At 70.8% G+C, this 24729-nt stretch carries 24 protein-coding genes and 1 pseudogene; 5 read left to right on the top strand and 20 right to left on the bottom strand.

From position 1 onward, the window contains the following. Positions 1-187 precede the first annotated feature (187 nt). Positions 188-583: an SHOCT domain-containing protein gene (locus ABTX78_RS11800; protein ID WP_352206646.1), complete on the top strand. Its 396-nt coding sequence runs from the start codon at positions 188-190 to the stop codon at positions 581-583. A gap of 33 nt (positions 584-616) precedes the next feature. Here ABTX78_RS11800 and ABTX78_RS11805 read toward each other — a convergent pair whose 3' ends face one another. Beyond that, complete coding sequence (locus tag ABTX78_RS11805; RefSeq protein ID WP_352206647.1) at positions 617-886, bottom strand: DUF1905 domain-containing protein; 270 nt, start codon at positions 884-886, stop codon at positions 617-619. 61 nt (positions 887-947) lie between these two features. After that, positions 948-1787, bottom strand: coding sequence for a hypothetical protein (locus ABTX78_RS11810; RefSeq protein ID WP_352206648.1), 840 nt, complete (start codon positions 1785-1787; stop codon positions 948-950). A 313-nt stretch (positions 1788-2100) separates the two neighbouring features. On the opposite strand from ABTX78_RS11810, the gene ABTX78_RS11815 reads away from it, so the two are divergent. Then, entirely contained in the window at positions 2101-3462 is a 1362-nt protein-coding gene (locus ABTX78_RS11815) for an FAD-dependent oxidoreductase (protein ID WP_352206649.1), read from the top strand. Positions 3463-3467: 5 nt separating this feature from the next. Here ABTX78_RS11815 and ABTX78_RS11820 read toward each other — a convergent pair. The 3 genes and pseudogenes from ABTX78_RS11820 to leuA all read right to left on the bottom strand — a co-directional run. Next, positions 3468-3617 (bottom strand): annotated as a pseudogene (locus tag ABTX78_RS11820) (DNA-binding response regulator); the annotation flags it as partial. Positions 3618-3627: 10 nt separating this feature from the next. Beyond that, positions 3628-4284, bottom strand: coding sequence for a tellurite resistance TerB family protein (locus ABTX78_RS11825; protein ID WP_352206842.1), 657 nt, complete (start codon positions 4282-4284; stop codon positions 3628-3630). Between the two features lie 246 nt (positions 4285-4530). Next, the gene (gene leuA / locus ABTX78_RS11830) at positions 4531-6300 is read right to left on the bottom strand and encodes a 2-isopropylmalate synthase (RefSeq protein WP_352206650.1); all 1770 of its coding nucleotides are present in this window, start codon (positions 6298-6300) and stop codon (positions 4531-4533) included. 295 nt (positions 6301-6595) lie between these two features. Between leuA and ABTX78_RS11835 the strand changes: the two genes are divergently transcribed. Together ABTX78_RS11835 and ABTX78_RS11840 are read left to right on the top strand one after the other, a co-directional pair. Beyond that, the gene (locus ABTX78_RS11835; protein ID WP_352206651.1) at positions 6596-7672 is read left to right on the top strand and encodes a M4 family metallopeptidase; all 1077 of its coding nucleotides are present in this window, start codon (positions 6596-6598) and stop codon (positions 7670-7672) included. Between the two features lie 411 nt (positions 7673-8083). Further along, positions 8084-8353, top strand: coding sequence for a protealysin inhibitor emfourin (locus tag ABTX78_RS11840; RefSeq protein ID WP_352206652.1), 270 nt, complete (start codon positions 8084-8086; stop codon positions 8351-8353). Between the two features lie 5 nt (positions 8354-8358). Here the strand turns inward: ABTX78_RS11840 and era are convergent, their stop codons facing one another. From era to ABTX78_RS11900, 12 genes are all read right to left on the bottom strand, one after another. Next, positions 8359-9309 (bottom strand): GTPase Era, encoded by a 951-nt coding sequence (gene era / locus ABTX78_RS11845; protein WP_313946403.1) that lies wholly within the window; start codon positions 9307-9309, stop codon positions 8359-8361. A gap of 11 nt (positions 9310-9320) precedes the next feature. Continuing rightward, positions 9321-10289, bottom strand: a complete 969-nt coding sequence (locus ABTX78_RS11850; RefSeq protein ID WP_352206653.1) for a WxL protein peptidoglycan domain-containing protein — start codon at positions 10287-10289, stop codon at positions 9321-9323. 68 nt (positions 10290-10357) lie between these two features. Continuing rightward, on the bottom strand, positions 10358-11644 hold the full coding sequence (locus ABTX78_RS11855; RefSeq protein WP_502993859.1) for a beta-xylosidase: 1287 nt from the start codon (positions 11642-11644) through the stop codon (positions 10358-10360). A 351-nt stretch (positions 11645-11995) separates the two neighbouring features. After that, positions 11996-12349, bottom strand: a complete 354-nt coding sequence (locus tag ABTX78_RS11860; RefSeq protein ID WP_352206654.1) for a cytidine deaminase-like protein — start codon at positions 12347-12349, stop codon at positions 11996-11998. A gap of 76 nt (positions 12350-12425) precedes the next feature. Further along, entirely contained in the window at positions 12426-13160 is a 735-nt protein-coding gene (locus ABTX78_RS11865) for a hypothetical protein (RefSeq protein WP_352206655.1), read from the bottom strand. 200 nt (positions 13161-13360) lie between these two features. Next, positions 13361-13714: an MmcQ/YjbR family DNA-binding protein gene (locus ABTX78_RS11870; protein WP_327684329.1), complete on the bottom strand. Its 354-nt coding sequence runs from the start codon at positions 13712-13714 to the stop codon at positions 13361-13363. Further along, entirely contained in the window at positions 13711-15009 is a 1299-nt protein-coding gene (locus ABTX78_RS11875; protein ID WP_352206656.1) for a hemolysin family protein, read from the bottom strand. The genes ABTX78_RS11870 and ABTX78_RS11875 overlap by 4 nt, the downstream gene beginning before the upstream one ends. After that, positions 15006-15503 (bottom strand): rRNA maturation RNase YbeY, encoded by a 498-nt coding sequence (ybeY, locus tag ABTX78_RS11880; RefSeq protein ID WP_313946396.1) that lies wholly within the window; start codon positions 15501-15503, stop codon positions 15006-15008. The genes ABTX78_RS11875 and ybeY overlap by 4 nt, the downstream gene beginning before the upstream one ends. A gap of 9 nt (positions 15504-15512) precedes the next feature. After that, positions 15513-17651 carry a PhoH family protein gene (locus tag ABTX78_RS11885; RefSeq protein WP_502993852.1) on the bottom strand — a complete coding sequence of 713 codons (2139 nt, stop codon included), beginning with the start codon at positions 17649-17651 and terminating at the stop codon, positions 15513-15515. A 139-nt stretch (positions 17652-17790) separates the two neighbouring features. Further along, positions 17791-18900, bottom strand: a complete 1110-nt coding sequence (locus tag ABTX78_RS11890; protein ID WP_352206657.1) for a carbohydrate kinase family protein — start codon at positions 18898-18900, stop codon at positions 17791-17793. A 153-nt stretch (positions 18901-19053) separates the two neighbouring features. After that, on the bottom strand, positions 19054-20352 hold the full coding sequence (locus ABTX78_RS11895) for a glucarate dehydratase family protein (RefSeq protein ID WP_352206658.1): 1299 nt from the start codon (positions 20350-20352) through the stop codon (positions 19054-19056). Next, positions 20349-21317 (bottom strand): 5-dehydro-4-deoxyglucarate dehydratase, encoded by a 969-nt coding sequence (locus ABTX78_RS11900; RefSeq protein ID WP_352206659.1) that lies wholly within the window; start codon positions 21315-21317, stop codon positions 20349-20351. Before ABTX78_RS11900 ends, ABTX78_RS11895 begins: the two co-directional genes overlap by 4 nt. A gap of 101 nt (positions 21318-21418) precedes the next feature. On the opposite strand from ABTX78_RS11900, the gene ABTX78_RS11905 reads away from it, so the two are divergent. Beyond that, a complete protein-coding gene (locus tag ABTX78_RS11905; RefSeq protein WP_352206660.1) occupies positions 21419-22255 on the top strand; it encodes an IclR family transcriptional regulator in 837 nt (278 codons plus the stop codon). 3 nt (positions 22256-22258) lie between these two features. On the opposite strand, the gene ABTX78_RS11910 is transcribed toward ABTX78_RS11905, so the two are convergent. Genes ABTX78_RS11910 through ABTX78_RS11920 form a run of 3 tightly spaced genes read right to left on the bottom strand, consistent with a single transcriptional unit; the run spans position 22259 to position 24562 of the window. After that, the gene (locus ABTX78_RS11910) at positions 22259-23266 is read right to left on the bottom strand and encodes an adenosine deaminase (RefSeq protein ID WP_352206661.1); all 1008 of its coding nucleotides are present in this window, start codon (positions 23264-23266) and stop codon (positions 22259-22261) included. A 14-nt stretch (positions 23267-23280) separates the two neighbouring features. Continuing rightward, complete coding sequence (locus tag ABTX78_RS11915; RefSeq protein WP_352206662.1) at positions 23281-24189, bottom strand: ribonuclease Z; 909 nt, start codon at positions 24187-24189, stop codon at positions 23281-23283. Between the two features lie 13 nt (positions 24190-24202). Continuing rightward, positions 24203-24562 carry a histidine triad nucleotide-binding protein gene (locus tag ABTX78_RS11920; RefSeq protein WP_352206663.1) on the bottom strand — a complete coding sequence of 120 codons (360 nt, stop codon included), beginning with the start codon at positions 24560-24562 and terminating at the stop codon, positions 24203-24205. Positions 24563-24729: the final 167 nt, after the last annotated feature.

Here is a 24729-nt window from a genome sequence, read left to right on the forward strand (position 1 = left end):
AACGCTCGTACAGTGGGAATCAGCCGGCTCCCCCGCCGCAGCGCCCGCCCGTTCCAGGGCCCGCCTGCCGCCCCGGAGCCGGCCGACACCCCTTCACCCCCACCCCTTCACCCCCACCCCTTCACCCCCACCCCTTCACCCCCGAGCAACGCCCATCCGGCGCTGATCCATCACGAAGGGCAGTGACATGCAACTCGCTTACGACTACCCCCTGCTGGGAGCCATGTGGACGGTCCTGTGGATCTCCCTGTGGGTACTCTGGTTCTTCTTGCTCTTCCGGATCATCGGCGACATCTTCCGGGACGACACCCTCAGCGGCGGGATGAAAACCGTCTGGCTCCTCTTGGTCATCCTGCTCCCCTTCCTCGGGGTCTTCGTCTACGTCGTCGCCCGCGGCCGCGGCATGGGCCGGCGTGAGCAGAAGTACGCCGAGGAGCAGAAGAAGGCCGTCGACGACTACATCCGCAGCACCGCCGGTGGCCCGAGCGAGGTGGAGCAGCTCGCGAAGCTGTCCGAGATCCGCGCCCGCGGCGACATCTCGGACGCGGAGTTCAACCGGGCGAAGGAGAAGATCCTGCACTGAGCAGGCACACCGCCCGCCGCGGAGAGCGCCGGCTCACGCCTCCAGGCGCTCTTCGAGGCGCACCGTGACCGAGTCCCCCGCCTCCTTGCCGATCGCCTTTCGTACCTCCGCCTTCACCGGCAGCTTGTGCGTGCCGTTCCCCAGCGCCATGAAGGAGCTGCGGAAGGGGTGCCCGTCGATCGTGCCGCGGACCTTGACCAGGCCCCGGGTGCCGAAGTACTCCACCGACCCCGGCCACACGAGATAGGTCCAGCCACCCTTGCTCGGACTCTTCTCCAGGGTGGCGGTGAATTGCTTGTCCATGACGGTGCCCTCACAGTCCTGTCGTCGGCTCTGCAGGATGGACCGCCGCGGCGGCCGGAACTCATCGCAGCCGCCGGCCCTGCCGCTTCTCCCGTGAGTGGCCGGCCCGCAGCCGCGTCATCTCGGCGTCCTTGCCGATCGCCCGGGCCAGCACGACGCCGAGAATGATGAGCCCGACGCCGAACCACGACGCCGACGCGTCGAAGACCAGCGTGACAATGCCCATCGGGATGAGCAGGGCGGCCAATGGGGTCAGCAGATGGCGGACCGGCGGCGGGTGCCTGTCGGACTGGCGGCTGCGGATGACCCGCGGGTACCACTCGGTGAAGCTCATCGCCACGACGATCGCCGCGATCTGGATGACCCAGCCCGTCCAGAGGTTGTTCGGGTTGTGCAGCACCAGATCGCCGAAGCCGCCCGCGATGGCCGCCACCAGGAAGGCGAGACCCCAGACACCGGTGATCACCTGGTTGGCATGGCGGAACGCGGGCGAGTCCCAGTACTCCTTGCCGACGCGCTCGCGTGCGTACTGGAGGGTGAAGGGCATCCCGGCGGCCATCGAGCCGAACGCGATGAGCACCAGCGCGAGGTTGGACAGCTCACCCGCGTACGTCTCCAGCCAGGTCAGCGTGCCCGCGGAGGCCACGGTTCCGATCGCGGCCAGCACGGCGAAGAAGACGATGTCCGCCACTTCCAGGAGCTTGACCGACCTGCCACGGCTGAGGACCCGGCCCAGCAGCACGAGGAGCACCGCCACCGCCAGTGCGAGGCCCACGGCCAGCCCGTAGCGTCCGGGGCCGACCACCACGGAGAAGATGATCCAGGGGGACATGCCGACGACGGGGCTCTCCAATGCGGCATCCAGCCGGCCACCGGGTGCCGAGCCTGCGGCAGCGTTCATGGGCGCGCCCCTTCGCCGGGCCGGTCTGCCCGGCGCTCCTGTCCCGCCGCGGCCGGTTCCGGCGTGCGGCGGGGTTCCTGGTAACAGCGTGCAGCGGGATCCCGGTCGATGCGACGTGGGGGCGTCCGGTTAGGGTGTCCTTACCTAGGCCGTGCCAGGCTTCAGGTCATAGATCAGGCTTATGGGCTCATAGGCATGTGACGGGTACCGCGGCAGCAGCGTCGTTGCCAGGGTGAACAGGCGAGACATCCCTGCCATCCCACGACCCGCACCACTGTCCCGCCCTGTGGACCACGCTCGAAGGGAACATTCCATGCCCCGCCCTCTGCGGATCGCGATCGTCGGTGCCGGCCCGGCCGGAATCTACGCCGCCGACGCCCTGCTGAAGTCCGAGGCCGCGGTCGAGCCCGGCGTCTCCATCGACCTCTTCGAGCGGATGCCCGCGCCGTTCGGGCTGATCCGCTACGGCGTCGCGCCCGACCACCCGCGCATCAAGGGCATCATCACCGCGCTGCACCAGGTGCTCGACAAGCCGCAGATACGCCTCTTCGGCAACGTCGACTACCCGAGCGACATCGGCCTGGACGATCTGCGCGAGTTCTACGACGCGGTGATCTTCTCCACGGGCGCCGAGGCGGACCGGGCGCTGGACATCCCTGGCATCGAGCTGGACGGCTCGTACGGCGCGGCCGACTTCGTCTCCTGGTACGACGGCCACCCGGAGGTGCCGCGCGAGTGGCCGCTGGAGGCCGAGAAGGTGGCCGTCCTCGGTGTCGGCAACGTGGCCCTGGATGTGGCCCGCATCCTGGCGAAGACCGCGGACGAGCTCCTGCCGACGGAGATCCCGCCGAACGTGTACGCCGGGCTCGCCGCCAACAAGGCCCTCGAAGTGCACGTCTTCGGCCGGCGCGGTCCCGCGCAGGCCAAGTTCAGCCCGATGGAGCTGCGCGAGCTCGACCACTCGCCGAACATCGAGGTCATCGTCGACCCCGAGGACATCGACTACGACGAGGGCTCGATCGCCACCCGCCGCGCCAACAAGCAGGCGGACATGGTGGCGAAGACGCTGGAGAACTGGGCGATCCGCGATGTCGGCGACCGCCCCCACAAGCTGTTCCTGCACTTCTTCGAGTCGCCCGTCGAGGTCGTCGGAGAGGACGGCAGGGTCGTCGGCCTGCGGACCGAGCGCACGCAGCTCGACGGCACGGGCAACGTCACCGGTACGGGCAATGTGCGCACATGGGACATCCAGTCGGTGTACCGCGCGGTCGGCTACCTCTCCGAGGAACTGCCCAAGCTGCCCTTCGACTTCCTCACCGGTACGGTCCCCCACGAGGGCGGCCGCGTGATCGAGGCCGGCGAGCACCTTCGGTCGACGTATGTGACCGGCTGGATCAAGCGCGGCCCGGTCGGCCTCATCGGCCACACCAAGGGCGACGCCAACGAGACGGTCGCCAACCTCCTGGACGACCACGCGGGCGGCCGGCTGCACACGCCCGTCGCGCCGGGCCCGGAGGCCGTCGTGGCGTTCCTGGAGGACCGCGACGTCCGCTACACCACCTGGGACGGCTGGTACCGGCTGGACGAGGCCGAGCGGGCGCTGGGCGAGGCCGAGGGCCGCGAGCGCGTGAAGATCGTCGAGCGCGACGAGATGCTGAAGGCGAGCGGGGCCTAGGACGCTCATCCGCCGCCCGGGACCACCGGTCCCGACTCGTCGGCCACGACGAGTCGGGCAGGGTCACGGGCGGCGAGCCCACCCATGTGCCGGCTGACGTGCGTCTTCGCCGTGAGCGGTGAATGACCGAGCGCCTCGGCGGTCCCGCGGTTGTTCGGACACGGCCTAGAACGGGGTGCGTGCGGTGGCGAGCAGTCGCGCCGTGTCGTCCGCGCACAGTTGCAGCGCGGCGCCCACCGTCGTCAGGACTTCACGCTCCGCGGGGGTGTAGGGCCCGTCCGCGAGGGCGATGCGCGCGCCCTGGAGCAGGATGGACTCCCGCCCGGCGGCGGCCAGGTGCGGAGCGAGCGGTTCGAGGGCCTCGTGCAGCTCGATGGCGAGCGCCGCGCCGTAGGGCCCGGTGTCGGTGACGAAGCGGCCGGTGTCCGCGGCGAGCGCCTCGATCAGCCCGGTGAGCTGGTCCTCGGTGCAGTCGTCGAGGCCGGCCGCGCGCACGGTGGCGACCGCGGTCTCGCGTACCGGCCGGGAAGAGGTGCCGCCGGAGGCGAGGACGGCGAGCGCGACGGTGTGGACGGCGTCCCGGAGCATCGCGGAGAAACGGGCGGTGGTGGGGTGGTCGAGGGCGTCCATGCCGAAGTGCCCGTGACAGGCGGCGCACTCGACGACGGGGCCGGCGGAGCCGCGGGACAGCAGCGGAACACCGAGCAGGGTGAACCGCCGACGGCCCGTGCGGCGCCGGTAGTTGCGGTCGCCTCCGCAGCCGGAGCAGAAGAACTCCCCGTCGCCGACGGTGTTCCACGAAGTGTGAATGCCGCAGACCATCACTTTTCGGCCGAATACCCCACGGTCTGCCCGCACCTCACACCTCCGTAACCGTCCGGCAACATTGCCGCGTTGACGTGATGTTAGCCACACCGATGTTGTGCCGTCAGCACCCCGGCGTCAGTACGCCAGGACATGGCCGATTTCCCCGCCCTCCACAACGGCGCACGACGGCGCGTACCGGACGCACCGCGCCCCCGGCCGTCCGTGGTGGGAGGGCCGGGGGCGCGGTGGAAGTGAACCCGCTCAGCGGGACGCGCGGTTGACGGCCGAGACGACAGCCTTCAGCGAGGCGCGCGTGGTGTTGGCGTCGATGCCGATGCCCCACAGCACCTTGCCGTCGATCGCGCACTCGATGTACGAGGCGGCCTGCGCGGACGCGCCCTCGCTCATCGTGTGCTCGGTGTAGTCCAGCAGCCGGGCGTCCACGCCCACCGCGTTCAGCGCGTCGAAGAACGCGGAGATCGGACCGTTGCCCGAACCGGTCAGCACGGTCTCGACGCCGTCCACGACCGCCTCGACGGTCAGGGTGTCGATCCCGTCGGTGTCGGTGGTGGTCTGACCGGACCGCAGCTGGATACGGCCCCAGCGAGCCGCGCCGTCCACCGGGTTGGGCAGGTACTCGTCCTGGAAGACCGTCCAGATGTCCTTCGGGGTGACCTCGCCGCCCTCGGTGTCCGTCTTCGCCTGGATGATCTTCGAGAACTCGATCTGCATCCGGCGCGGCAGGTCCAGCTTGTGGTCGTTCTTCAGGACGTAGGCGATACCGCCCTTGCCGGACTGCGAGTTGACCCTGATGACCGCCTCGTACGAACGGCCGACGTCCTTGGGGTCGATGGGCAGATACGGCACGGCCCACTCGATCTCGTCGACGGACCTGCCCTGGGCGGCCGCGTCGGCGTCCCGCGCGTCGAAGCCCTTCTTGATGGCGTCCTGGTGGGAACCGGAGAAGGCCGTGTAGACCAGGTCGCCCGCGTAGGGGTGGCGCGGGTGGATCTCCATCTGGTTGCAGTACTCGCTGGTCCGACGGATCTCGTCGATCTGCGAGAAGTCGATCTGCGGGTCGACACCCTGCGAGAAGAGGTTCATGCCCAGCGTCACCAGGTCGACGTTGCCGGTGCGCTCGCCCTGCCCGAACAGACAGCCCTCGATCCGGTCCGCGCCGGCCATGATCGCCAGCTCGGCGGCGGCGACGGCGGTGCCGCGGTCGTTGTGCGGGTGCACGGACAGGCAGATGTGCTCGCGCCGGGTCAGGTGGCGCGACATCCACTCGAAGCGGTCCGCGTGCGTGGAGGGGGTCGAACGCTCCACCGTGGCGGGCAGGTTGAGGATGATCTCGCGGCCCGCCTCGGGCTGCCAGACGTCACAGACGGCCTCGCAGACCTCCAGCGCGAAGTCCAGCTCGGTGTCGGTGAAGATCTCCGGGCTGTACTGGTAGCCGAAGGTCGTCTCCGGGCCCAGGATCTTCTCGGCGTACTCCATCACCAGACGCGTGCCGTCGACGGCGATCTGCTTGATGTCGTCCTTGGACCCGCGGAAGACGACCCGGCGGAAGGTGGGGGCGGTGGCGTTGTACAGGTGCACGGTCGCGCGGTGGGCGCCCTTCACGGACTCCACGGTCCGCTCGATCAGATCCTCGCGCGCCTGCGTCAGGACGGAGATCGTCACATCCTCGGGAATCGCGCCCTCTTCGATGATGGACCGCACGAACGCGAAGTCCGTCTCGCCGGAGGAGGGGAAACCGACCTCGATCTCCTTGTAGCCCATGCGTACCAGCAGGTCGAACATCTCGCGCTTGCGGGCGGGCGACATGGGGTCGATCAGGGCCTGGTTGCCGTCGCGCAGATCGGTCGACAGCCAGCGCGGCGCCTTGGTGATCCGCTTCTCCGGCCAGGTGCGGTCGGGGATGTCCACGGCGTCGTAACGGCCGTACTTGTGGATCGGCATCCCGGACGGCTTCTGGGTGTGGGTCGCGTTGGTGACGGGCGTGGGGCGACCGACAGAGGTGTCAGACATGTGCGTGGGGCTCCTCGGGGGTCCAGATGTAGGACGGCCGACGGGTCGAAGCAGCACCAGATCCCGCGGGGAGGGAGTCGGCCTACGACTACAGGCCCTCGCCGCGGCAGCTAAGAAGAAGCAGCCCGAAACGCATGATGAGAGGCAGCCTAGCCGAGCAGGGCGGAGACGGCGGTCCTGTCCCAGTATGCGGGACGACCCATCGATAACGGCCAAACGGCCATCGATCACATCATTTCACTCATCATGGTGGCAACCAGTGACAAGCGAGTAACTCAGTGCCACATTGCCAGACATGGCTGACATCCATCCCGTTTTCTGCACGATCGTGCCGCCCCACGTCCTCGACAAGCTCGCCCGGGCGGACGACCCCGCGCTCGCCGGCCCCGCCCGCCGCACCCTGGAGGCGGACGCCGCACAGCGCACGCGCCGACGGCTGACCACCGTCATCGGCGCCGCCACCGCGGTCCCCCCGGCGGGCGCGGCCACCGGCCGCCCGCAACGCACCGTCCACGACTGCGGCCACGGCACGGTGCTGCCGGGCGAGAAGGTACGCGGCGAGGGCGACGAGCCCGGCAGGGACGCGACCGTGAACCGCGTCTACGCGGGCCTCGGCGCCACGTTCGAGCTGCTGCTCTCCGCGTACGGGCGCAACTCCCTCGACGGCGACGGACTGCCGCTGAGCGCGAGCGTCCACTACGACGAGAACTACGGGAACGCGTTCTGGGACGGCGAGCAGATGGTGTTCGGCGACGGGGACGGGGAGATCTTCCTCGACTTCTCGATCCCGGTCGACGTGATCGCCCACGAGCTGGCGCACGGGCTGACCCAGTACACGGCGAACCTGAGCTACTTCGGCCAGCCCGGCGCGCTGAACGAGTCGATGTCGGACGTGATGGGCTCGCTGGTCAAGCAGTACACGCTCGACCAGACCGCGGACCAGGCGGACTGGCTGATCGGCGCGGGTCTCCTGGCCCCGCGGGTCACGGGCGTGGCACTGCGCTCCATGAAGGAGCCGGGCACGGCGTACGACGACGACGTCCTGGGCAAGGACCCGCAGCCGGCGACGATGGACGGTTACGTCCGCACGGGCCGGGACAACGGCGGAGTGCACATCAACTCCGGCATCCCGAACCACGCGTTCTGCCTGCTGGCCACGCAGCTCGGCGGCAAGGCGTGGGAACGGGCGGGCCAGATCTGGTTCGACACCCTGACGGGCGGCGCGCTGCCGGTGGACGCGAACTTCGCGTCGTTCGCGCGGGCGACGGTGTCGGCGGCGAGGTCGCGATTCGGTGACGGGGACGAGGTGGACGCGCTGCTGAAGGCGTGGTCGCAGGTGGGGGTGCCGACGACGACCCCGCGGGGGGTCTGAGCCTTGCCCATGCGGCCAGCCTCGGGGCCCCTGGCCTTGTCCCGCATGCCCTACGGCCGTGTGTCGCGGAGGGGGCCGGGCACGTTCATCGCCTCCGGCGGGACGGACCGTCCCGCATGCGCTGCGGCCATGTGCAGCCAAGAGGCCGGGCACATCGATCCCTGCCGCCGAACCGACCGTCCCGCACGCCCTACGGGGCCATGTGACGCCAAGAGGCCGGGCACATCCAGCCCCGCCGGCGATCGAGGCGCGGGGTCCGGGGCAGAGCCCCGCAACGAGCCCGCGCCTCGAAGTCACCCGCCGAACCGACCGTCCCGCACGCCCTACGGGGCCATGTGACGCCAAGAGGCCGGGCACATCCAGCCCCGCCGGCGATTGAGGCGCGGGGTCGCAGGGGCTAGAACGGAACCCATGCGTATCCACGTCCACCGCACCGGCGGCTTCGCCGGGATCGAGCGGGTCGCCGAAGTCGACACCACCGGCCGCCCCGACGCCTCCACCTGGCACGACCTCGCCGAACAGGCCCTCGTCGGCGGCCGGACCGGCCTCCCCGGCGAGGTGGCCGACGGCTTCAGTTACCGCATCACCGTCGACGGGCGGCGGACCGTCCACTGCGCCGACCCCCGTCTGTCCGAGGCCCAGCGCACGCTGATCTCACGCGTGCTCAAGGAAGGTGCCTGACCGGCTCAGAACCCCAGCTTGCGCAGCTGCTTGGGATCCCGCTGCCAGTCCTTCGCGACCTTGACATGCAGGTCCAGGAAGACCGGCGTACCCAGCAGCGCCTCGATGTGCTTGCGGGACTTCGTGCCGACTTCCTTCAGGCGCTTGCCCTTCGGGCCGATGATGATGCCCTTCTGGCTCGGGCGCTCGATGTAGACATTGGCGTGGATGTCCAGCAGCGGCTTGTCCGCCGGGCGGTCCTCGCGCGGCAGCATCTCCTCGACCACCACCGCGATCGAGTGCGGCAGCTCGTCCCGTACGCCTTCCAGCGCGGCTTCGCGGATCAGCTCCGCGACCATGACCTGCTCGGGCTCGTCGGTGAGGTCGCCCTCGGGGTACAGCGGCGGGCCCTCGGGAAGCAGAGGGGTGAGCAGGTCGGCCACCAGCTGGACCTGCTTGCCGCCGACCGCCGAGACGGGGACGATCTCCGCCCACTCCATGCCCAGCTCCTTGCCGAGCTGGTCGATCGCGATCAGCTGCTCGGCGAGGGTCTTGGAGTCGACGAGGTCGGTCTTGGTGACGATCGCGACCTTCGGCGTCTTCCTGATCCCGGCGAGTTCCTTGGCGATGAACCGGTCGCCGGGGCCGAGCTTCTGGTCGGCGGGCAGACAGAAGCCGATGACGTCGACCTCGGCCCAGGTGGTGCGGACGACGTCGTTGAGCCGCTCGCCGAGCAGGGTCCTCGGCTTATGGAGGCCGGGAGTGTCCACCAGGATCAGCTGCGCGTCGGGCCGGTGCACGATGCCGCGCACGGTGTGCCGGGTCGTCTGCGGCCGGCTGGAGGTGATGGCCACCTTCTGGCCGACCAGAGCGTTCGTCAGAGTGGACTTGCCCGCGTTGGGACGGCCGACGAAGCAGGCGAAGCCGGCCCGATGGGGGGCCTCGGAGGACTGGGTAGGAACGCTCATGGCGCCCATTGTCCCTGATGTCAGGCGCCCCTGGGCACGCGCGCCCGGGCGTGCCTGACTCCGGCCCACAGACCCGTGCCCGCGACGGCCACGACGAGCACCACGGCGACGAGCCACGGAAGTGCGAAGAAGGTGACACCCGCGGACTCCCGGACGTCCCGCGCGGCGGCCGTGAGCCGAACCTCGCCCCACTCCAGCCGGGGTGCGCCCGCCCACCGTTCGGTGAGCCGGATCTTCTGCCGAGGCAGGAGTTCGGAGGGGATCCCGGTCGGCTTCCGGCTCAGCAGGTCGCGTCCGAAGAGGCCTTCGGCCTTGAGGGCGACCCGGGGATTGAGGGTGACGTTGCCGCGGTTGTGCAGGGTGTACGAGATCACGGCGTTGCTCTCGCCGGCGCCGGGCACCAGCGACTGGTCGTGGGTGAGCCGTACGTCCTCGACGGACAGGGCGGGCACGGTCGGGCCGTTCACCCGCAGGTAGACGCGGGCGCCGACGGCCTGACGGATGCCGACGGCGACCGAGCCCGTGGAGGGGCTGATCCGCTCGTCGAGTGCGACCAGAGCGCCGGGATGGTCGCCGGGCTCGGCGGTCTCCGGGACGGTGACGGTGTAGGGCACGGTGACCGAACCGCGGGCGGGGACGGTGACGCGGTCGCGTTCGGGTCTGGTCCAGGCGCCGACGCCGCGCTGCTTCTCGTTCGGCGCGCGTACGGCGAAACCGCCGTCCCGCGCGGTGTTGTAGGCGTCGGCCGCGTACAGCCGGAAGGTGAGCGGGGCGGCGCTCTTGTTGGTGACGGTGACGCGGTCGGTGAGGGTGGCGCCGGGTTCGGCGGAGAGGTAGAAGTACGGCCGCGCGCCCAGTTGCGACGAGGCGGGATAGACGGACCAGTTGCCGTTGTCCGCGGCCCGGGCCGTCGGCGCGTGGCCGAACAGCAGCAGGGCCAGCAGGGGCAGGCCGAGCAGCGGCAGAACGGCGTACAGCTGCTTGCGCATGAGCTCATCCCCCAGGGACGAGGCGGGCCGACCGGGTGCGCGCCCGGCCCGCCGTTCTTTTCGCCGGCTCAGGTGAGCGTGAGCGTCAGCACGCCGGAGTAGGTGCCGGGTGCGGTGAAGGCCGGCACGTTCAGCGACACTTGGGCGTCGACGGTGAACTCACCACCGGTGACGGCCCCGTTGGGCGTGGAGGCGAGCGTGGCACCCCCGCTGCCGACCGGTCCGGGGGATCCGGCCGCGCAGGTGCTCGGGCTGCCCTGCTTGGTGGCACAGGCCGGTGTCCAGCCGAGCTTGCCGGCGTCGATCCTGCCGCCGGGGCCCGTGAAGTCGGTGACCTTGCCCGTCAGGGACCAGCCCGCGGGGCCGCCGCGGAAGTCCTTGACCGTCACCGTCCGCAGATCGCCGCCCGCGGCCCCGCCCGTACCGAAGTCGACCGCCGAGAGTTCGACGGTGTCACCGGCCTGGGACATGGACAGCGTGCCGGCTGCGACCGAGGCGCTGAGCTTCTGGCTGTTCTCCGGGAGCGGGGTGTCGTCGACGACGGTGTACGCCGCCGGTCCCGCGCCCTTCTCCGCACTCCAGGCGCCGCCCTCGTACGCGACGATGCCGGTGGTGGCCAGGTCACTGACCTTGAGAGTGACGGTGAACGCGCCGGCCGCGTCCGACCGGACCGTCGTTCTGTCGGCGGTCTCGGCCGCCCCGGACCGTCCGGCGACGGTGATGTCGGTGAGCGGGGTGAACTCGGCGCCGGTGACCGTGACATCGTCCCCCGGGTTCCCGGAGGCCGTGCCCAGCTGGACGGTGCGCTCGTTGGCCCCCGGCTGATCCGTCGCGACGACCGTCTCGGAGACGGGCGCGGGCGGATCGGTCACGGTGCAGGGGGTGTCCAGCTCCATGATGTAGCTGGTGTGGATGTTGTAGTCACCGGGCGAAAGGCTGATCGAGCCGGCCGCGGTGACCGTGAAGGTGCCGGTCATCGAGAACGGCGGGAACGCTCCCTTGCCGGGTACGGGTGGGTTCTTCTTGGGCCCCGTGACGGTGACGCTGCCCGTCTGGGCGCCGCCGAGCGTGACCTTGCCGCTGGGCGTCATGATGTCGGCCGGGAGGGCGAGGTCGACGGGATTGCCGGCCGCGGGCTTGGTGACGGTGTAGGTGACCGTGACCGTGTCGCCGACCTTGGGAGCGGCCTTGTCGACGGTGATCTCGGCGGTCGTGGTGCCGTCGATCGGCGGGATGCCGGCGATGGGCGGCGGCACGCAGTGGGTCGGGAAGTCCACCGGGGCGGCAGCCGCGGTGAGCGCGTTCGCGGGTGCGGCGAGCGCCGCGGTGCCGGCGATCAGGGCGACCGCGCCCAGGGCGGCGGTCCAGCGGCGCCGTCGGGCGGATCTTCGGCAACTGGTCTTCGGGCGGTTGGTTTTCGGGTGTCCGACGCCATGTGATGGCCCCCTTCGGGAGGATGCAGGGGCCCATTGACGGGTCGGCGTCGCGAGAAGTCAATGCTGTCGAACAGCGCCGCCTGATGACCCATCAGGTGCTGTCAAGATCTGGGCCTGCTGTTGCGCCATGATCCGCGTCCGCGCGGGCCGGAAAGGGGAACCGGCGGCACCGGGAAGGTCTGGACCGGGCCTCTCCGTCGCGTGGCCGGGCCGGACCGCTCGAACAACGGCGGGGCCCGGCTCCGCTCCGGCGGGCCGGGCGCAGCCGTCTCAGCCCGCGGTGACCGTGGCCCTGAGACCGCCGTCGGGGCCCGCGAGCAGCACCGGCGTCTGCGGTCCGGCGAGATCGCGGACCGCCGCACGGTCCGCGTCGGCCACGGCGTCCGCGTCGCCGACGACCGCCGCGGCCTCCAGCGACGTCGCACCGCTCGCGACCGCCATCGCCACCGCGGTCTGCAGTGCGCTCAGTTTCAGCGACTCCAGCGTCACCGTGCCCGCGGCGTACGTGCGGCCGGTCTCGTCCCGTACCGCCGCGCCCTCCGGCACACCGTTGCGCGCGCGCACACTGCGCGCCAGAGTAATGATCTTGCGGTCCTCGGGGCCGAGGTCGGTGCTCTGCGTCATGTCCGCGAGCATAGATCCCGGACCGGCGCGGGGTCCCGCGGGGCTGCGCCCCGACCCCGCGCCGACGGGTTCGGCGTCAGCTCTGGACGCCCCGGACGAACTTGTCGCCCGCGCGCTCGGCGAGGTCGCCGAAGGCCGCGCCCGCGGCCTTGTCACCGGGGACGTACGCCAGGCGCGCGACGCCGGTGCCCTGGTGCATCACCAGCATGTGCGAGGCGATGCCTTGGCCGAAGCCCGGGATCTGCATCGTCATCTTGAAGGTGTACGACGTCTCGCCTGGCGTGGGCCCGGACAGCTTCTCGACCTTCACGGGGTACCCGTCCTCGCCCGTCACCTTGAAGCCTGTGCAGCCGTCGAGCGCCGGGCCGAACGCCTTCACGAAGTCCGCGGCGCCGGTGCCGGGGAAGGTCATGACCTGCTGGCTGAGGATGTTGAAGCCCTTGGCGTCGGTGAAGTCCTGGCCACCGCCCATGGTCGCCCCCGCGACCTTGTCTGCGAGCAGGTCGGCGACCGGCTGGCACACGGGCTTGTCCGCCTTCGGCGGCGCCTCGTCCGTGGCCGGAGCGGCGGCATCGGCCTTCCAGCCGGCGGGAAGATCCTTGACCACCAGCGTGGCGGCCTTCATCTGCGCGGCCGTCAGCACGGCGGCCGACTTCCCGGCGCCCTTGCCGGCACCGTCCTCGGCCGTGTCCTGACCGTCCGAATAGGCCGGCTTCCTGTCGTCGTCCGACGAACCGCAGGCCGCTGCCGTGAGGCAGAGCGCGGAGGCAGTGAGAACTGCGGCCGTGGCGCGGCCGAAACGCGTACGCATGATGCGGTGACTCCCCTGAATTCCTGATCCGACGGGGAGCTTCCCCCCTCCCCTGCAACGCGCAGAGGATACACATTCCTCCAGGTCAGCCCGCGATGGGGTACATCGTGTACGAGTACCCCGGGCCGGTCGCGAAGTGGCCGCCGCACAGGGGACTTCGGCCTCACCGGAGTCGGGGCAGGGAAGGTGACCCGAGACGCTCAGGCGCGGTCCAGCCGCAGCCGGACCGCCTTCGGCAGCCCCGCGACCACCAGGTCGTAACTGTCCTCGATCAGCTCCCGGACGAGGCGGTCCGGGAGCTCTCCCACCGTCACCGTGTTCCAGTGGCGCTTGTTCATGTGCCAGCCCGGCACGATCGCCGGGTGTTCCGCCCGCAGTTGCACGGCCATCTCGGGCTCGCACTTCAGATTCACCGTCAGCGGCTCCCCGTCCAGCGCCGAGAGCGCGAACAGCTTTCCGGCGACCTTGAACACCGACGTCTCGGGCCCGAAGGGGAACTCCTCGGCCGCGTCGTTGAACTCCAGGCAGAACGCCCTCAGTTCGCTCGGCGTCACGCGGCGTTCTCCCCCTCGGGGCTCTGCGGCACCGGCTCCGCCAGCACCGTGACGATCTTGTTGCGGCGGCCGGCCGGTGACTCGGCGGTCAGGCGCAGCGCGCGCCCGTCCGGCAGGTCGACGGTGGCGGACGCACCCGCGATCGGCACCCGGCCGAGCGCCTTCGCCAGCAGACCGCCGACGGTCTCCACGTCCTCGTCGTCCAGTTCGTCGAGGCCGTACAGCTCGCCCAGGTCGCCGATGTCGAGCCGTGCGGTGACCCGGAAGCGGCCGTCGCCCAGTTCCTCGACCGGCGGCAGTTCCCGGTCGTACTCGTCGGTGATCTCGCCGACGATCTCCTCCAGGATGTCCTCGATGGTGACGATGCCGGCCGTGCCGCCGTACTCGTCGATGACGACGGCGACGTGGTTGCGCTTCTGCTGCATCTCGCGCAGCAGGTCGCCGGCGTTCTTGGTGTCGGGCACGAAGACGGCGGGCCGCATCGCGGTGGAGACCAGATCGGCCTCCGCGTCGCGGTTGATGTGCGTCTTGCGCACCAGGTCCTTGAGGTAGACGACGCCCACGATGTCGTCCTCGTTCTCGCCGGTGACGGGGATGCGCGAGAAACCGGAGCGCAGGGCGAGGGTGAGGGCCTGGCGGACGGTCTTGTAGCGCTCGATGGAGACCAGGTCGGTGCGCGGCACCATCACTTCGCGGACGAGGGTGTCACCGAGCTCGAAGACGGAGTGCACCATGCGGCGCTCGTCGTCCTCGATGAGGGACTCCTGCTCGGCGAGGTCGACCATGGCCCGCAGTTCGGCCTCGCTCGCGAACGGGCCCTTGCGAAAGCCCCTGCCGGGCGTGAGCGCGTTGCCGATGAGGATCAGCAGTTGGGGCACCGGCCCCATGATCCGGGCCAGCGGCAGCAGGACGTAGGCGGCGGCCGTCGCCGTGTTCAGCGGGTGCTGGCGGCCGATGGTGCGCGGCGAGACGCCCACGGCGACGTACGAGACGAGGACCATCACACCGATGGCGACGGTCAGCGCCTCCCAGGTCTCGGTGAACTCCTGGAGGCAGGCGTAGGTCACCAGGACGCCCGCCGCCATCTCGCACGCCACCCGCACCAGCAGGGCGACGTTCAGATAGCGGGTGGGGTCGGCGGCGACCTGCTCCAGCTTGTCGGCGCCACGGCGTCCGGATCGGACGGCCTCGGCGGCACGGAAGCTGGAGGTGCGGGCGATGCCCGCCTCCGCGCACGCCGCGAGCCATGCGACGACGACCAGCAGAACCGCGCCGAAGACCAGGGGGGCGCTCATGAAACGGTCGGCGCCGGGGAGGGGCCGGTATGGCCCTTCTCCGCCCGCCAGCCGTCGATGATCGCCGCCTGGAGGCCGAACATCTCGGCCTTCTCGTCCGGCTCCTCGTGGTCGTACCCCAGCAGGTGCAGCACCCCATGGACGGTCAGGAGCTGGAGCTCCTCGTCCATGGAGTGCTGCGTCGGGGCTTCCTCGCCCTGCTTCTTGGCGACCTCCGGGCAGAGCACGATGTCGCCGAGGAGCCCCTGCGGGGGCTCCTCGTCGTCCTTGACCGGCGGACGCAGCTCGTCCATCGGGAAGGACATGACATCCGTCGGACCCGGCAGGTCCATCCACTGGATGTGCAACTGCTCCATGGCTTCGGCGTCCACGACGATCACCGAGAGCTCGGACAGCGGGTGGATACGCATCCGCGCGAGGGCGTAGCGGGCGACATCGAGGACCGCCTGCTCGTCGACCTCGGTTCCGGACTCGTTGTTGACGTCGATCGACATGGTGCGCTGCTACTGCTTCCCGTTGCGGTCGTCGTACTTCTCGTACGCGTCGACGATACGGCCGACGAGCTTGTGCCGGACGACATCCTGGCTCGTGAGCCGGGAGAAGTGCACGTCATCGACGCCGTCCAGGATGTCCTGGACCTGCCGCAGACCGCTCTTCGTCCCGTTCGGCAGGTCGACCTGGGTGACGTCACCGGTGATGACGATCTTCGAGTCGAAGCCGAGGCGGGTCAGGAACATCTTCATCTGCTCGGCGCTGGTGTTCTGCGCCTCGTCGAGGATGATGAACGCGTCGTTGAGGGTGTTGTGCGTCAGCAGATAGTCCTCCGTGACGTACAGCGAGTCCTCGGCGGCAACCTGGATGCACACCGTCTCCTCGCTGCCCGCGGGCTCGATGGAGTCGATGAAGCGCATCGGGCGGCCGCCACCTCCGGCCGCGTGGTAGCTGTCCCGCTTCCGGGCAAGACGGAACGGCTCGACGCCGACCGGCAGCCGGATGTCGACGGTGTGCGCGTCACAGCGGTGCTGGACGTCCCGTCCCTTGGCTCGACCCGGGGTCCTGCCTTCGGCCTGCCGGCGCGTGTAGGCGACGCCGCCCAGCGACCGGACCAACGAGACCACATCGTCCCTGAGCCGGATCGACGTGGTCGTGTACTGGATGCGGCACGTCCTGCCTGCCTGGGCAACCGGACCACCGTCGGCGTCCAGCAGCCCCTGAAGTACGGCCAGGCGGACATCGGCGCAGTTGTCGGCGTAGACGTCCGGGACGAACTTCGAGTGCGACCGGGTGCCGAGCAGGTCCAGGGCGCGCAGCACAGCAGTGACCGGGTTCTCCCGCGTCATCACATCGCCCGGCTCCCGCTCCCGCTCCCGGTTGAGAACGTAGTTGACGGGATCCTTCCGTCGCACCATGACACCTGGCAGCGCCGCGTCCAGAGCATCGGCGAGTGCCGAGTCCTCGGTGGAGAACGAGGGCGTCGTCCTACCCGTCAGGCAACCGTCGCCGAGGAGGAGGCCCAGGGCGTACGGGTCCATGGGCACTGCTTGCTCGGGAAGGCTGACCGGAGCGGTCAGCATCGGCAGTTCATACCTCCGTGCGTGCGCGGCGCGAAGGTTGCCGATCATCTCCTGTGTCTCCAGGACCCGCCACGGCTTGTCGCGGCGGCGGTCAGCGGCAGTCCGGACCGTCCAGAGATGCTCTCCGCAGCAAAGTGTCGAGGACCCGTCCTGAGCCGTGACGCGGTAGATGTCCTTCTCACCCTGCGGATACACGCCGAGGACCGGAGTGGGCTCACCGTTCGAGCCGATCACCAGGTCGCCCACTGCGAGGTCGCCGATGGATCGGAACCCGTCCGGCGTCAGGACCTTGGTGAAGACTGGTTGAGCGCGGCCGCGCATGTACGCCAGGGGTGCGACCTCGATCGTGCCCGCGGCCATCAGCCGCGGGATGGAGTCGGGGTCGAGCATGTCGTGCAGCGCGTCGTACAGCGGGCGCAGATACGGGTCGATCTTCTCGTAGAGCGTGCCCGGCAGGAAGCCGAGCCGCTCCCCCGCCTCCACGGCGGGCCGGGTCAGGATGATCCGGTTGACCTGCTTGGACTGCAGGGCCTGGACCGCCTTCGCCATGGCGAGATACGTCTTGCCCGTACCGGCGGGGCCGATGCCGAACACGATCGTGTGCTTGTCGATGGCGTCGACGTACCGCTTCTGATTGAGCGTCTTGGGGCGGATGGTCCGGCCGCGGCTGGAGAGGATGTTCTGGGTGAGCACCTCCGCGGGGGTCTCGGCCCCGTCGCCATCGCCGTTCTCGCCCGCTCTGAGCATGGCGATCGAGCGTTCCACTGCGTCCTCCGTCATCGGCTGCCCGGTGCGGAGCACGAGCATCATCTCGTCGAACAGGCGCTGGATGAGGGCGACCTCCGTCGCGTCCCCGATCGCACTGACCTGATTGCCCCGGACATGGATGTCGGCCGCCGGGAAGGCCTTCTCGATCACGCGCAGGAGGACATCACCCGAGCCGAGGACCGTCACCATCGGATGCTTGGCGGGAACGGTGAAGTGGGCTCGTGCCTGCCCCGGCGCCTGGGATTCCCCCGCGCCCCCAGGGCGCTGGGGACGGGTGTGGGCGTTGGGTGTCTGAGTCATGGGCCGGCTCTGTGGCCTGCACATACCTCCCGTTGCAGGGTTCTCGCTGCTCGACAACCTCTGGAACACAAGCGTACGACGCGGCACTGACAAGGCCGAGGGCTTTTCCGCGGGGATACCGCGCCACCCCGCGGCGCCGTCAGGCCGGGCTGCGGAAACCGATCGTCGGTACGGCCCTGCGCAGCGGCCAGGGCCTGACCGGCGCGGGCAGCAGGTCGTCGAGGAAGGTGTACCGGCGCAGGGCGGCCGGGTCCTGGCCGGGGAGGGCCTGGACGCGCTGCCACCAGGCCGCGATCTCGGACCAGCCGGGGGCGGAGAGCGAGCCGCCGAACTCCTGCACCGACAGAGCCGCGGTCAGTCCCGCGAACGCGAGCCGGTCGGCGAGCGGCCAGCCGGCGAGTGTGCCGGTCACGTATCCGGCCACGAACACGTCACCCGCACCCGTCGGGTCGAGGGCCTCGACCGCGATGGCCGGAACCTGCGCACTCTCGCCGGTCGCCCCGTCGACCGCGTACGCCCCCTCGACACCGAGGGTGACGACGGCGAGCGGTACGTGCTCGGTGAGGGCGTGGGCGGCGGCGCGGGGGCAGTCGGTGCGGGTGTAGCGCATCGCCTCCTCCGCGTTCGGCAGGAAGGCCTCGCAGTACCTCAGATCGCCGAGGTCGGCCGGGTCCCAGTGGCCCGTGTCGTCCCAGCCGCAGTCGGCGAAGACCCGGGTGCCCTTGCGTGCGGCCTGGGCGACCCACTCGTCTCCGCCGGGTGTGAGCGAGGCGATGGCGGCCCTGGCGGGCGGGGGGCAGTCGGGCGCGGGCTCGGGCGGCGGGGCCTCGTGCCCGTGGGAGACCATGGTGCGCTCGCCCTCGTACGCCATCGAGACGGTGACGGGCGAGTGCCAGCCGGGCACGGTCCGGGAGAGGGAGAGGTCGATGCCCTCGCCCTGTTCGAGGGCGTCCCAGCAGTACTCGCCGTAGTGGTCGTCCCCGAAGGCGGCGGCGAGCGAGGTGTGCAGTCCGAGCCGGGCGAGCGCGGTGGCCATGTTGGCGACCCCGCCCGGGCTGGAACCCATCCCGCGAGCCCAGGACTCGGTGCCGCGGACGGGGGCGGAGCGGAGGCCCGTGAAGATGATGTCGAGGAAGACGGTCCCCGTGAGGTAGACGTCGCAGGCCGGGTCGGAAGGGGTCCTGAGGGCCTTGAGGGGGTCGAGGCAGGTGCCTCCGCCGTTCGCCTGATGTCCGTGTCGAATGATCACCGTGCCACTCCCGTACGTGGTGCAGATCTGGCCAGTCTGCCTGATCCGCACCGGTGACGAGGTGAGCCCTGGGCGGGCCGCCGGCGGGAGCACGGTGGGACCACGGGTCCGGTGGAGCACCGGGGTCCACCGGACCGGACGCCCGGGCCGGGGCTACCAGCGCGGGACCGCCGGCGCCGACCAGTCCGGGTGGGCCACCCGCATCGCCGCCGCGTCGTCGCGGTCGCGCATCGTGCCGTCGTCGTCCCTCCAGCGCCGGTGGAGACGGGCGAGCCGGTCCGGGTCCAGCTCGACGCCGAGCCCGGGAAGGTCGCTGACGGCGAGGCGGCCGTCCTTGAACTCCAGTCGCTCGGTGACGACATCCTCGGTCTGCCAGGGGTAGTGGCTGTCGCACGCGTAGTCCAGGTTGGGGACGACGGCGGCCACGTGCGTCATCGCGGCGAGGCTGATGCCGAGATGGGTGTTGGAGTGCATGGACAGTCCGACCCCGAAGGTGCGGCAGATCGCGGCCAGTTCACGGGTGTTGCGCAGTCCGCCCCAGTAGTGGTGGTCGGAGAGGACGACCTGGACGGCACCGCGAGAGAACGCCTCCGGGATCTCGGCGAAGGTCGTCACGCACATGTTCGTCGCGAGCGGCACCCCGGTGCCGGCCGCGACCCTCGCCATCCGGTCGGTCGTGGCGGCCGGGTCCTCCAGATACTCCAGGACGTCCGCGAGTTCGGCGGCGACCCTCAGCGAGGTCTCCACGGACCAGGCGCCGTTGGGGTCGAGCCGCAGCGGCTGCCCGGGGAACGCCTCGGCGAGGGCCCGTACGGCGGCGATCTCCTCGTCCGGGTCGAAGACACCGCCCTTGAGCTTGAAGGAGCCGAAGCCGTACGCGCGGGCGAAGCGGCGGGCCTGGGCCACGATGCCGGACGGGTCGAGTGCCGCGCCCCAGTCGTCGGACTCCCCCGCGCCGCCCGGGTGTTCGGCCCAGCGGTAGAAGAGGTAGGCGCTGTAGTCGACGGCGTCGCGGACCTTGCCGCCCAGCAGCGCGTGCACGGGCAGCCCGAGCGTTTTGCCGAGCGCGTCGAGCAGGGCGACCTCGAAGCCGGAGACGACCGAGAGCCGCAGTTTGTCGGCGGTCTGCACACCGCGCAGGCCGCCGGCGTCCACCGCGTCGGCGCCGGTGGCCTCGGGCGAGTCCGCGCAGACCAGGTCGGCGAGCCGGTGCAGTCCGTTCACGTCGTCGATCCGGCAGCCGGTCAGAGCGTCGGCCAGCGGGTCGGCCAGATCGATGTACGTGGTGTCGCCGTAGGTCTCGCCGACGCCGGTCACGCCGTCCGCGGTGACGACCTCGATGATCAGCCGGGGCGTGTAGGGCTGGTGCACGCCCTGGGTGTTGAGCAGCGGCGGGTCGGCGACGAGGATCGGGGTGAGGCGCACCTCGGTGATCGTCAGGTCGTGGGTCATGCCGTGGCTCCTGCCAGGTCGAGTCCGTCGGCGAGCAGTGCTTCGAGGGCGGCGAGGTCGTCCGGTCCCGGCTCGGTCAGGGGTGCGCGTACCGGGCCGACGGGCTTTCCGCGCAGCCGGGCCGCCGCCTTGATCAGGGACACGGCGTATCCGGGCACTTTGTCGCGCAGTTCGACGAGGGGTACGTAGAAGCCGCGCAGCAGCCGTTCGACGGTGTGGTCGTCGCCGTCGCGGTGTGCGGCGAAGAACGCGTCGGCGATCTCGGGGGCGAAGGCGTGGACGGCGGAGGAGTAGGCGCCGACGCCGATGGAGGCGTACTGCCGGGCCTGGATCTCGGCGGTGGCCGCGCCGTTGAAGAACAGGAAGTCCGCCGGTGCGGCGAGGCGTTGGCGCTGCACCAGGTCGAGGTCGCCGTGGCCGTCCTTGAGCCCGATGACGCCGGGGAGCGCGGCGATACGGCGTACGGAGGCGGCGGTGTAGGCGACCTGACCGCGCTGGTAGGCGATCAGCGGCAGCCGGGTCGCGCGGGTGATCCGGCGCAGTTGCTCGACGAGCCCTTCCTGCGGGGCGCTCACCAGGTAGTGCGGCAGGGCCAGCGCGGCGTCCGCGCCCGCCTCTTCGGCGATGCGGGCGAACCGCACGGCCTGGGCCCAGCCGTAGCCGATACCCGCGACGACGGGCAGGCGTCCGGCGGCGGCCTCGACGGCGGCGGTGACGACCTGCCGGTACTCGTCCTCGTCGAGCGAGAAGAACTCGCCGGTGCCGCAGGCGGGGAAGAGCGCGCCGGGTCCCGTCGCGGCCTGTGCGGCGAGGTGTTCACGGCAGCCGTCGGTGTCCAGGCCGCCGTCCGCGTGGAAGCTGGTGAGCGGGAAGGAGAGCACCCCGCGCGCCATGCCGTCCCGCAGCCGGGCGGCGACATCGGCGTCCGCCGCCCGCCGTTCGCCCAGGTCCGTGCTCTGTCCCATCACTGTCTCCCTATGTAGATGACATACACGGATGGGAATGGAGATTAGGCAGACGGACCGAGACCGTCAATGGGGCGGGCGCCGCCGCTTACGATCGGCGCATGTCGGAGACGGAATCCGGGGCGGGACCGGCCGCCGGGCCGGGAACGGGACCGCGGACCGGCGGGGTACGCGAGGTGAAGTCGGCGGCCCGCACGGTCGACCTGCTGGAGGTGCTGGCCGCACGCGGTGACCGCCCGGCGCGGCTGCGCGAGCTCGCCGAGGAGCTGGCCGTACCGCGCAGCAGCATGTACGCCCTGCTGCAGACGCTCATCGACCGCGGCTGGGTCCGCACCGACGCCACCGGCTCGCTGTACGGCATCGGCATCCGCGCCCTGCTCACCGGCACCAGCTATCTGGACACCGACACGCGGGTCGGCGCCGTGCGCCCCTATCTGGACGAAGCGTCGGACGCGCTCGGCGAGACCATTCATCTGGCGCGGCTCGACGGCCCGGACGTCGTCTACCTCGCCACCCGGGAATCGCACGAGTACCTGCGCACCTTCAGCCGGGTCGGCCGGCGGCTGCCCGCCCACGCGGGCGCCCTGGGCAAGGCGCTGCTCGCCGAACGCCCGGACGGCGAACTGCCCCTGCCCGCGGGGGAACTGGCGCGCCTCACGCCCAACACCCGTACCGACCGCGCGGCGCTGGCCGCCGATCTGGCCGCCGTCCGGACGCGCGGCTACGCCGTCGACCGGGAGGAGGGCGTGATCGGCATCACCGGCTTCGGTTTCGCCCTGCGCTACGACTCCCCCGCCCGGGACGCGATCAGCTGCTCGGTGCCGGTGGCCCGCCTCACCGAGCAGCACGAGCGGCGGATCGTCACGGTGATGCGGGAGATCAGGGCGAAGATCGAGTCGCTCGCGCCCCGCACGAAAGGCGCACCGGACTGGCGCTGACCGCTACGCGGTCGCGTCGGCCCCGAAGTCGTAGGCGTCGACCTCGGCGATCAGCCGGGCCCGGCGCTCCTCGTCGTCCTCCAGGAACGACGCCAGGAAGGAGTTGCGGGCCAGTTCCCGCAGCCGCTCCTCGCCGACTCCCAGAGCACGCTGCACCGCGTCGAAGTTGTCACCCGCGTAACCGCCGAAGTAGGACGGGTCGTCGGAGTTGACCGTGCACATAAGACCGGCGTCCATCATGGCCGGGAGGGGGTGCTCCTCCAGGGTGCGGACGGCCCGCAGGCGCACGTTCGACAGCGGGCAGAGCGTCAGCGGGACCCGGTCCCGCACCAGCCGTTCGACCAGTTCCGGATCCTCCATGCAGCGCAGCCCGTGGTCGACGCGCTCCACGCCCAGCACGTCCAGCGCCTCGCGGATGTACGCGGGCGGGCCCTCCTCGCCCGCGTGCGCCACCCGGTGCAGCCCGAGTCCGGCCGCCGCCTCGTACACCTCGCGGAACTTCGAGGGCGGATGCCCCGCCTCCGCCGAGTCGAGGCCGACTCCGGCGATGCGGTGCAGATACGGCTTCATCGCCTGCAGCGTCTCCATCGCCGACGCGGCGGACTCGTCCCGCAGGAAGCACATGATCAGGCGGGTCGAGATGCCGTGCCGCTCCTCGCTCGCTTCCAGCGCCCGGCCGAGTCCCTCGACGACGGTGGCCGGCGGCACCCCGCGGGAGATGTGCGCCTGCGGGTCGAAGAAGATCTCGGCGTGGCGTACGCCCTGCGCGGCGGCGCGGGCGAGATAGGCGTCGGCGAGCTCGGCGAAGTCGTCCTCGGTGTGCAGGACGGCCATCAGCCGGTAGTAGAGATCGAGGAAGGACTGGAGATCCTGGAAGCGATAGGCGTGGCGCAGCTCTTCGGTGTCCTTGAAGGGCAGTTCCACGCCGTTGCGGGCGGCGAGCGTGAAGGCGAGTCCGGGTTCCAGGGTGCCTTCGATGTGCAGGTGCAGTTCGGCCTTGGGGAGCGGCACGGGTCAAGCCTCGTTCATGTACGTCGTTTGGGGACAGGGACCCGCAAGAGGTCCGTGGCGATGGTCAGTTCCGCCTCGAATCCGGCGGCGCGGGCCTGCCGCTCGAACTCCTCGGCATCGGTGTAACGCTGCGAGAAGTGCGTCAGCACGAGGTGCCGCACTCCCGCGTCGCGGGCCACCCGGGCAGCCTGACCTGCCGTCAGATGACCGTGGTCGGAGGCGAGTTGTACGTCCTCGTCCAGGAAGGTCGACTCGATGACGAGCATGTCGCAGCCCTCGGCGAGCGCGTACACCCCCTCGCAGAGACGGGTGTCCATGACGAACGCGAACCGCTGGCCCGCCCTCGCCTCGCTGACCTCCTCCAGCCGCACACCGCCGACCTCGCCCTCGCGTTGCAGCCGGCCGATGTCGGGCCCCGCGATGCCGCGCTCGGCGAGCGCCTCGGGCAGCATCCGCCGGCCGTCCGGCTCGGTGAGCCGGTAGCCGAACGACTCGACGGGGTGGGAGAGCCCGCGCGCTTCCAGTGTGTACGAGGGGGTCGTGGCCAGGACCCCGTCGGCGGCCACCGGCGCCTCGGTCAGCGACACCGTCTCGCGGTACGCGGTCGCGTACCGCAGCCTTTCGAAGAACCGCTGTCCACTGGCCGGGTAGTGCGCGGACACCTCGTGCGGGACCCGGTCGAGGTTGATCCGCTGGATCACCCCGGCGAGGCCCAGGGAGTGGTCGCCGTGGAAGTGCGTGACGCAGATCCGGTTGATGTCGTGGGCGGCCACCCCGGCGCGCAGCATCTGGCGCTGGGTGCCCTCGCCGGGGTCGAAGAGGATCCCGTCGGCGTCCCACCGCAGCAGATAGCCGTTGTGGTTGCGGTGCCGGGTGGGTACCTGGCTGGCGGTGCCGAGGACCACCAGTTCTCTGACGGACACGATGGACGGCCCGTTATCCGGGAGGCCATTCGAGGCCGCGGCCGCCGAGCACATGGGCGTGTGCGTGGAAGACGGTCTGGCCCGCTCCGGCGCCCGTGTTGAAGACGATGCGGTACCCCGGCTCGACCGTCTTCTCCTGCGCGGCGATCTCGCCGGCCTCGCGCAGCACGTCGGCGGCCAGATCGGGGGCTTCCACGGCAAGCGCGGCGGCGTCCGGATAGTGCGCCTTGGGGATGACCAGGACGTGCGTCGGGGCCTGGGGATTGATGTCCCGGAAGGCCAGGACGGTCTCGGTGTCCCGTACGACCGTGGCCGGCACCTCCCCCGCGACGATCTTGCAGAACAGGCAGTCTGCCTGCGGTTCTCCCGCCATGCCGGGGTCCTCCTCGCGTGGGTGGTTACCCGCCACATCGTATCGACCGTCCCGGCCTCCCCGTGGGCCCCACCCGCGCGACGCCGGGCGGCCGTCCACGGGAACGAGCCGGCGCGGGGACGGCACCCGGGGCGGCCGGCCGCGGAGCCGGACACCCTGGACGGCCT

Source organism: Streptomyces sp. NPDC096193 (assembly GCF_040302905.1).
Taxonomy (GTDB): domain Bacteria; phylum Actinomycetota; class Actinomycetes; order Streptomycetales; family Streptomycetaceae; genus Streptomyces.

What these genes read in the sequence shown, in the direction of transcription:
- ABTX78_RS11800 (WP_352206646.1), top strand. Translation starts at nt 188, where the DNA reads ATGCAACTCGCTTACGACTACCCCCTGCTGGGAGCCATGTGGACGGTC.
- ABTX78_RS11805 (WP_352206647.1), bottom strand. Translation starts at nt 886, where the DNA reads ATGGACAAGCAATTCACCGCCACCCTGGAGAAGAGTCCGAGCAAGGGT.
- ABTX78_RS11810 (WP_352206648.1), bottom strand. Translation starts at nt 1,787, where the DNA reads ATGAACGCTGCCGCAGGCTCGGCACCCGGTGGCCGGCTGGATGCCGCA.
- ABTX78_RS11815 (WP_352206649.1), top strand. Translation starts at nt 2,101, where the DNA reads ATGCCCCGCCCTCTGCGGATCGCGATCGTCGGTGCCGGCCCGGCCGGA.
- ABTX78_RS11825 (WP_352206842.1), bottom strand. Translation starts at nt 4,284, where the DNA reads ATGGTCTGCGGCATTCACACTTCGTGGAACACCGTCGGCGACGGGGAG.
- leuA (WP_352206650.1), bottom strand. Translation starts at nt 6,300, where the DNA reads ATGTCTGACACCTCTGTCGGTCGCCCCACGCCCGTCACCAACGCGACC.
- ABTX78_RS11835 (WP_352206651.1), top strand. Translation starts at nt 6,596, where the DNA reads ATGGCTGACATCCATCCCGTTTTCTGCACGATCGTGCCGCCCCACGTC.
- ABTX78_RS11840 (WP_352206652.1), top strand. Translation starts at nt 8,084, where the DNA reads ATGCGTATCCACGTCCACCGCACCGGCGGCTTCGCCGGGATCGAGCGG.
- era (WP_313946403.1), bottom strand. Translation starts at nt 9,309, where the DNA reads ATGGGCGCCATGAGCGTTCCTACCCAGTCCTCCGAGGCCCCCCATCGG.
- ABTX78_RS11850 (WP_352206653.1), bottom strand. Translation starts at nt 10,289, where the DNA reads ATGCGCAAGCAGCTGTACGCCGTTCTGCCGCTGCTCGGCCTGCCCCTG.
- ABTX78_RS11860 (WP_352206654.1), bottom strand. Translation starts at nt 12,349, where the DNA reads ATGACGCAGAGCACCGACCTCGGCCCCGAGGACCGCAAGATCATTACT.
- ABTX78_RS11865 (WP_352206655.1), bottom strand. Translation starts at nt 13,160, where the DNA reads ATGCGTACGCGTTTCGGCCGCGCCACGGCCGCAGTTCTCACTGCCTCC.
- ABTX78_RS11875 (WP_352206656.1), bottom strand. Translation starts at nt 15,009, where the DNA reads ATGAGCGCCCCCCTGGTCTTCGGCGCGGTTCTGCTGGTCGTCGTCGCA.
- ybeY (WP_313946396.1), bottom strand. Translation starts at nt 15,503, where the DNA reads ATGTCGATCGACGTCAACAACGAGTCCGGAACCGAGGTCGACGAGCAG.
- ABTX78_RS11885 (WP_502993852.1), bottom strand. Translation starts at nt 17,651, where the DNA reads ATGACTCAGACACCCAACGCCCACACCCGTCCCCAGCGCCCTGGGGGC.
- ABTX78_RS11895 (WP_352206658.1), bottom strand. Translation starts at nt 20,352, where the DNA reads ATGACCCACGACCTGACGATCACCGAGGTGCGCCTCACCCCGATCCTC.
- ABTX78_RS11900 (WP_352206659.1), bottom strand. Translation starts at nt 21,317, where the DNA reads ATGGGACAGAGCACGGACCTGGGCGAACGGCGGGCGGCGGACGCCGAT.
- ABTX78_RS11905 (WP_352206660.1), top strand. Translation starts at nt 21,419, where the DNA reads ATGTCGGAGACGGAATCCGGGGCGGGACCGGCCGCCGGGCCGGGAACG.
- ABTX78_RS11920 (WP_352206663.1), bottom strand. Translation starts at nt 24,562, where the DNA reads ATGGCGGGAGAACCGCAGGCAGACTGCCTGTTCTGCAAGATCGTCGCG.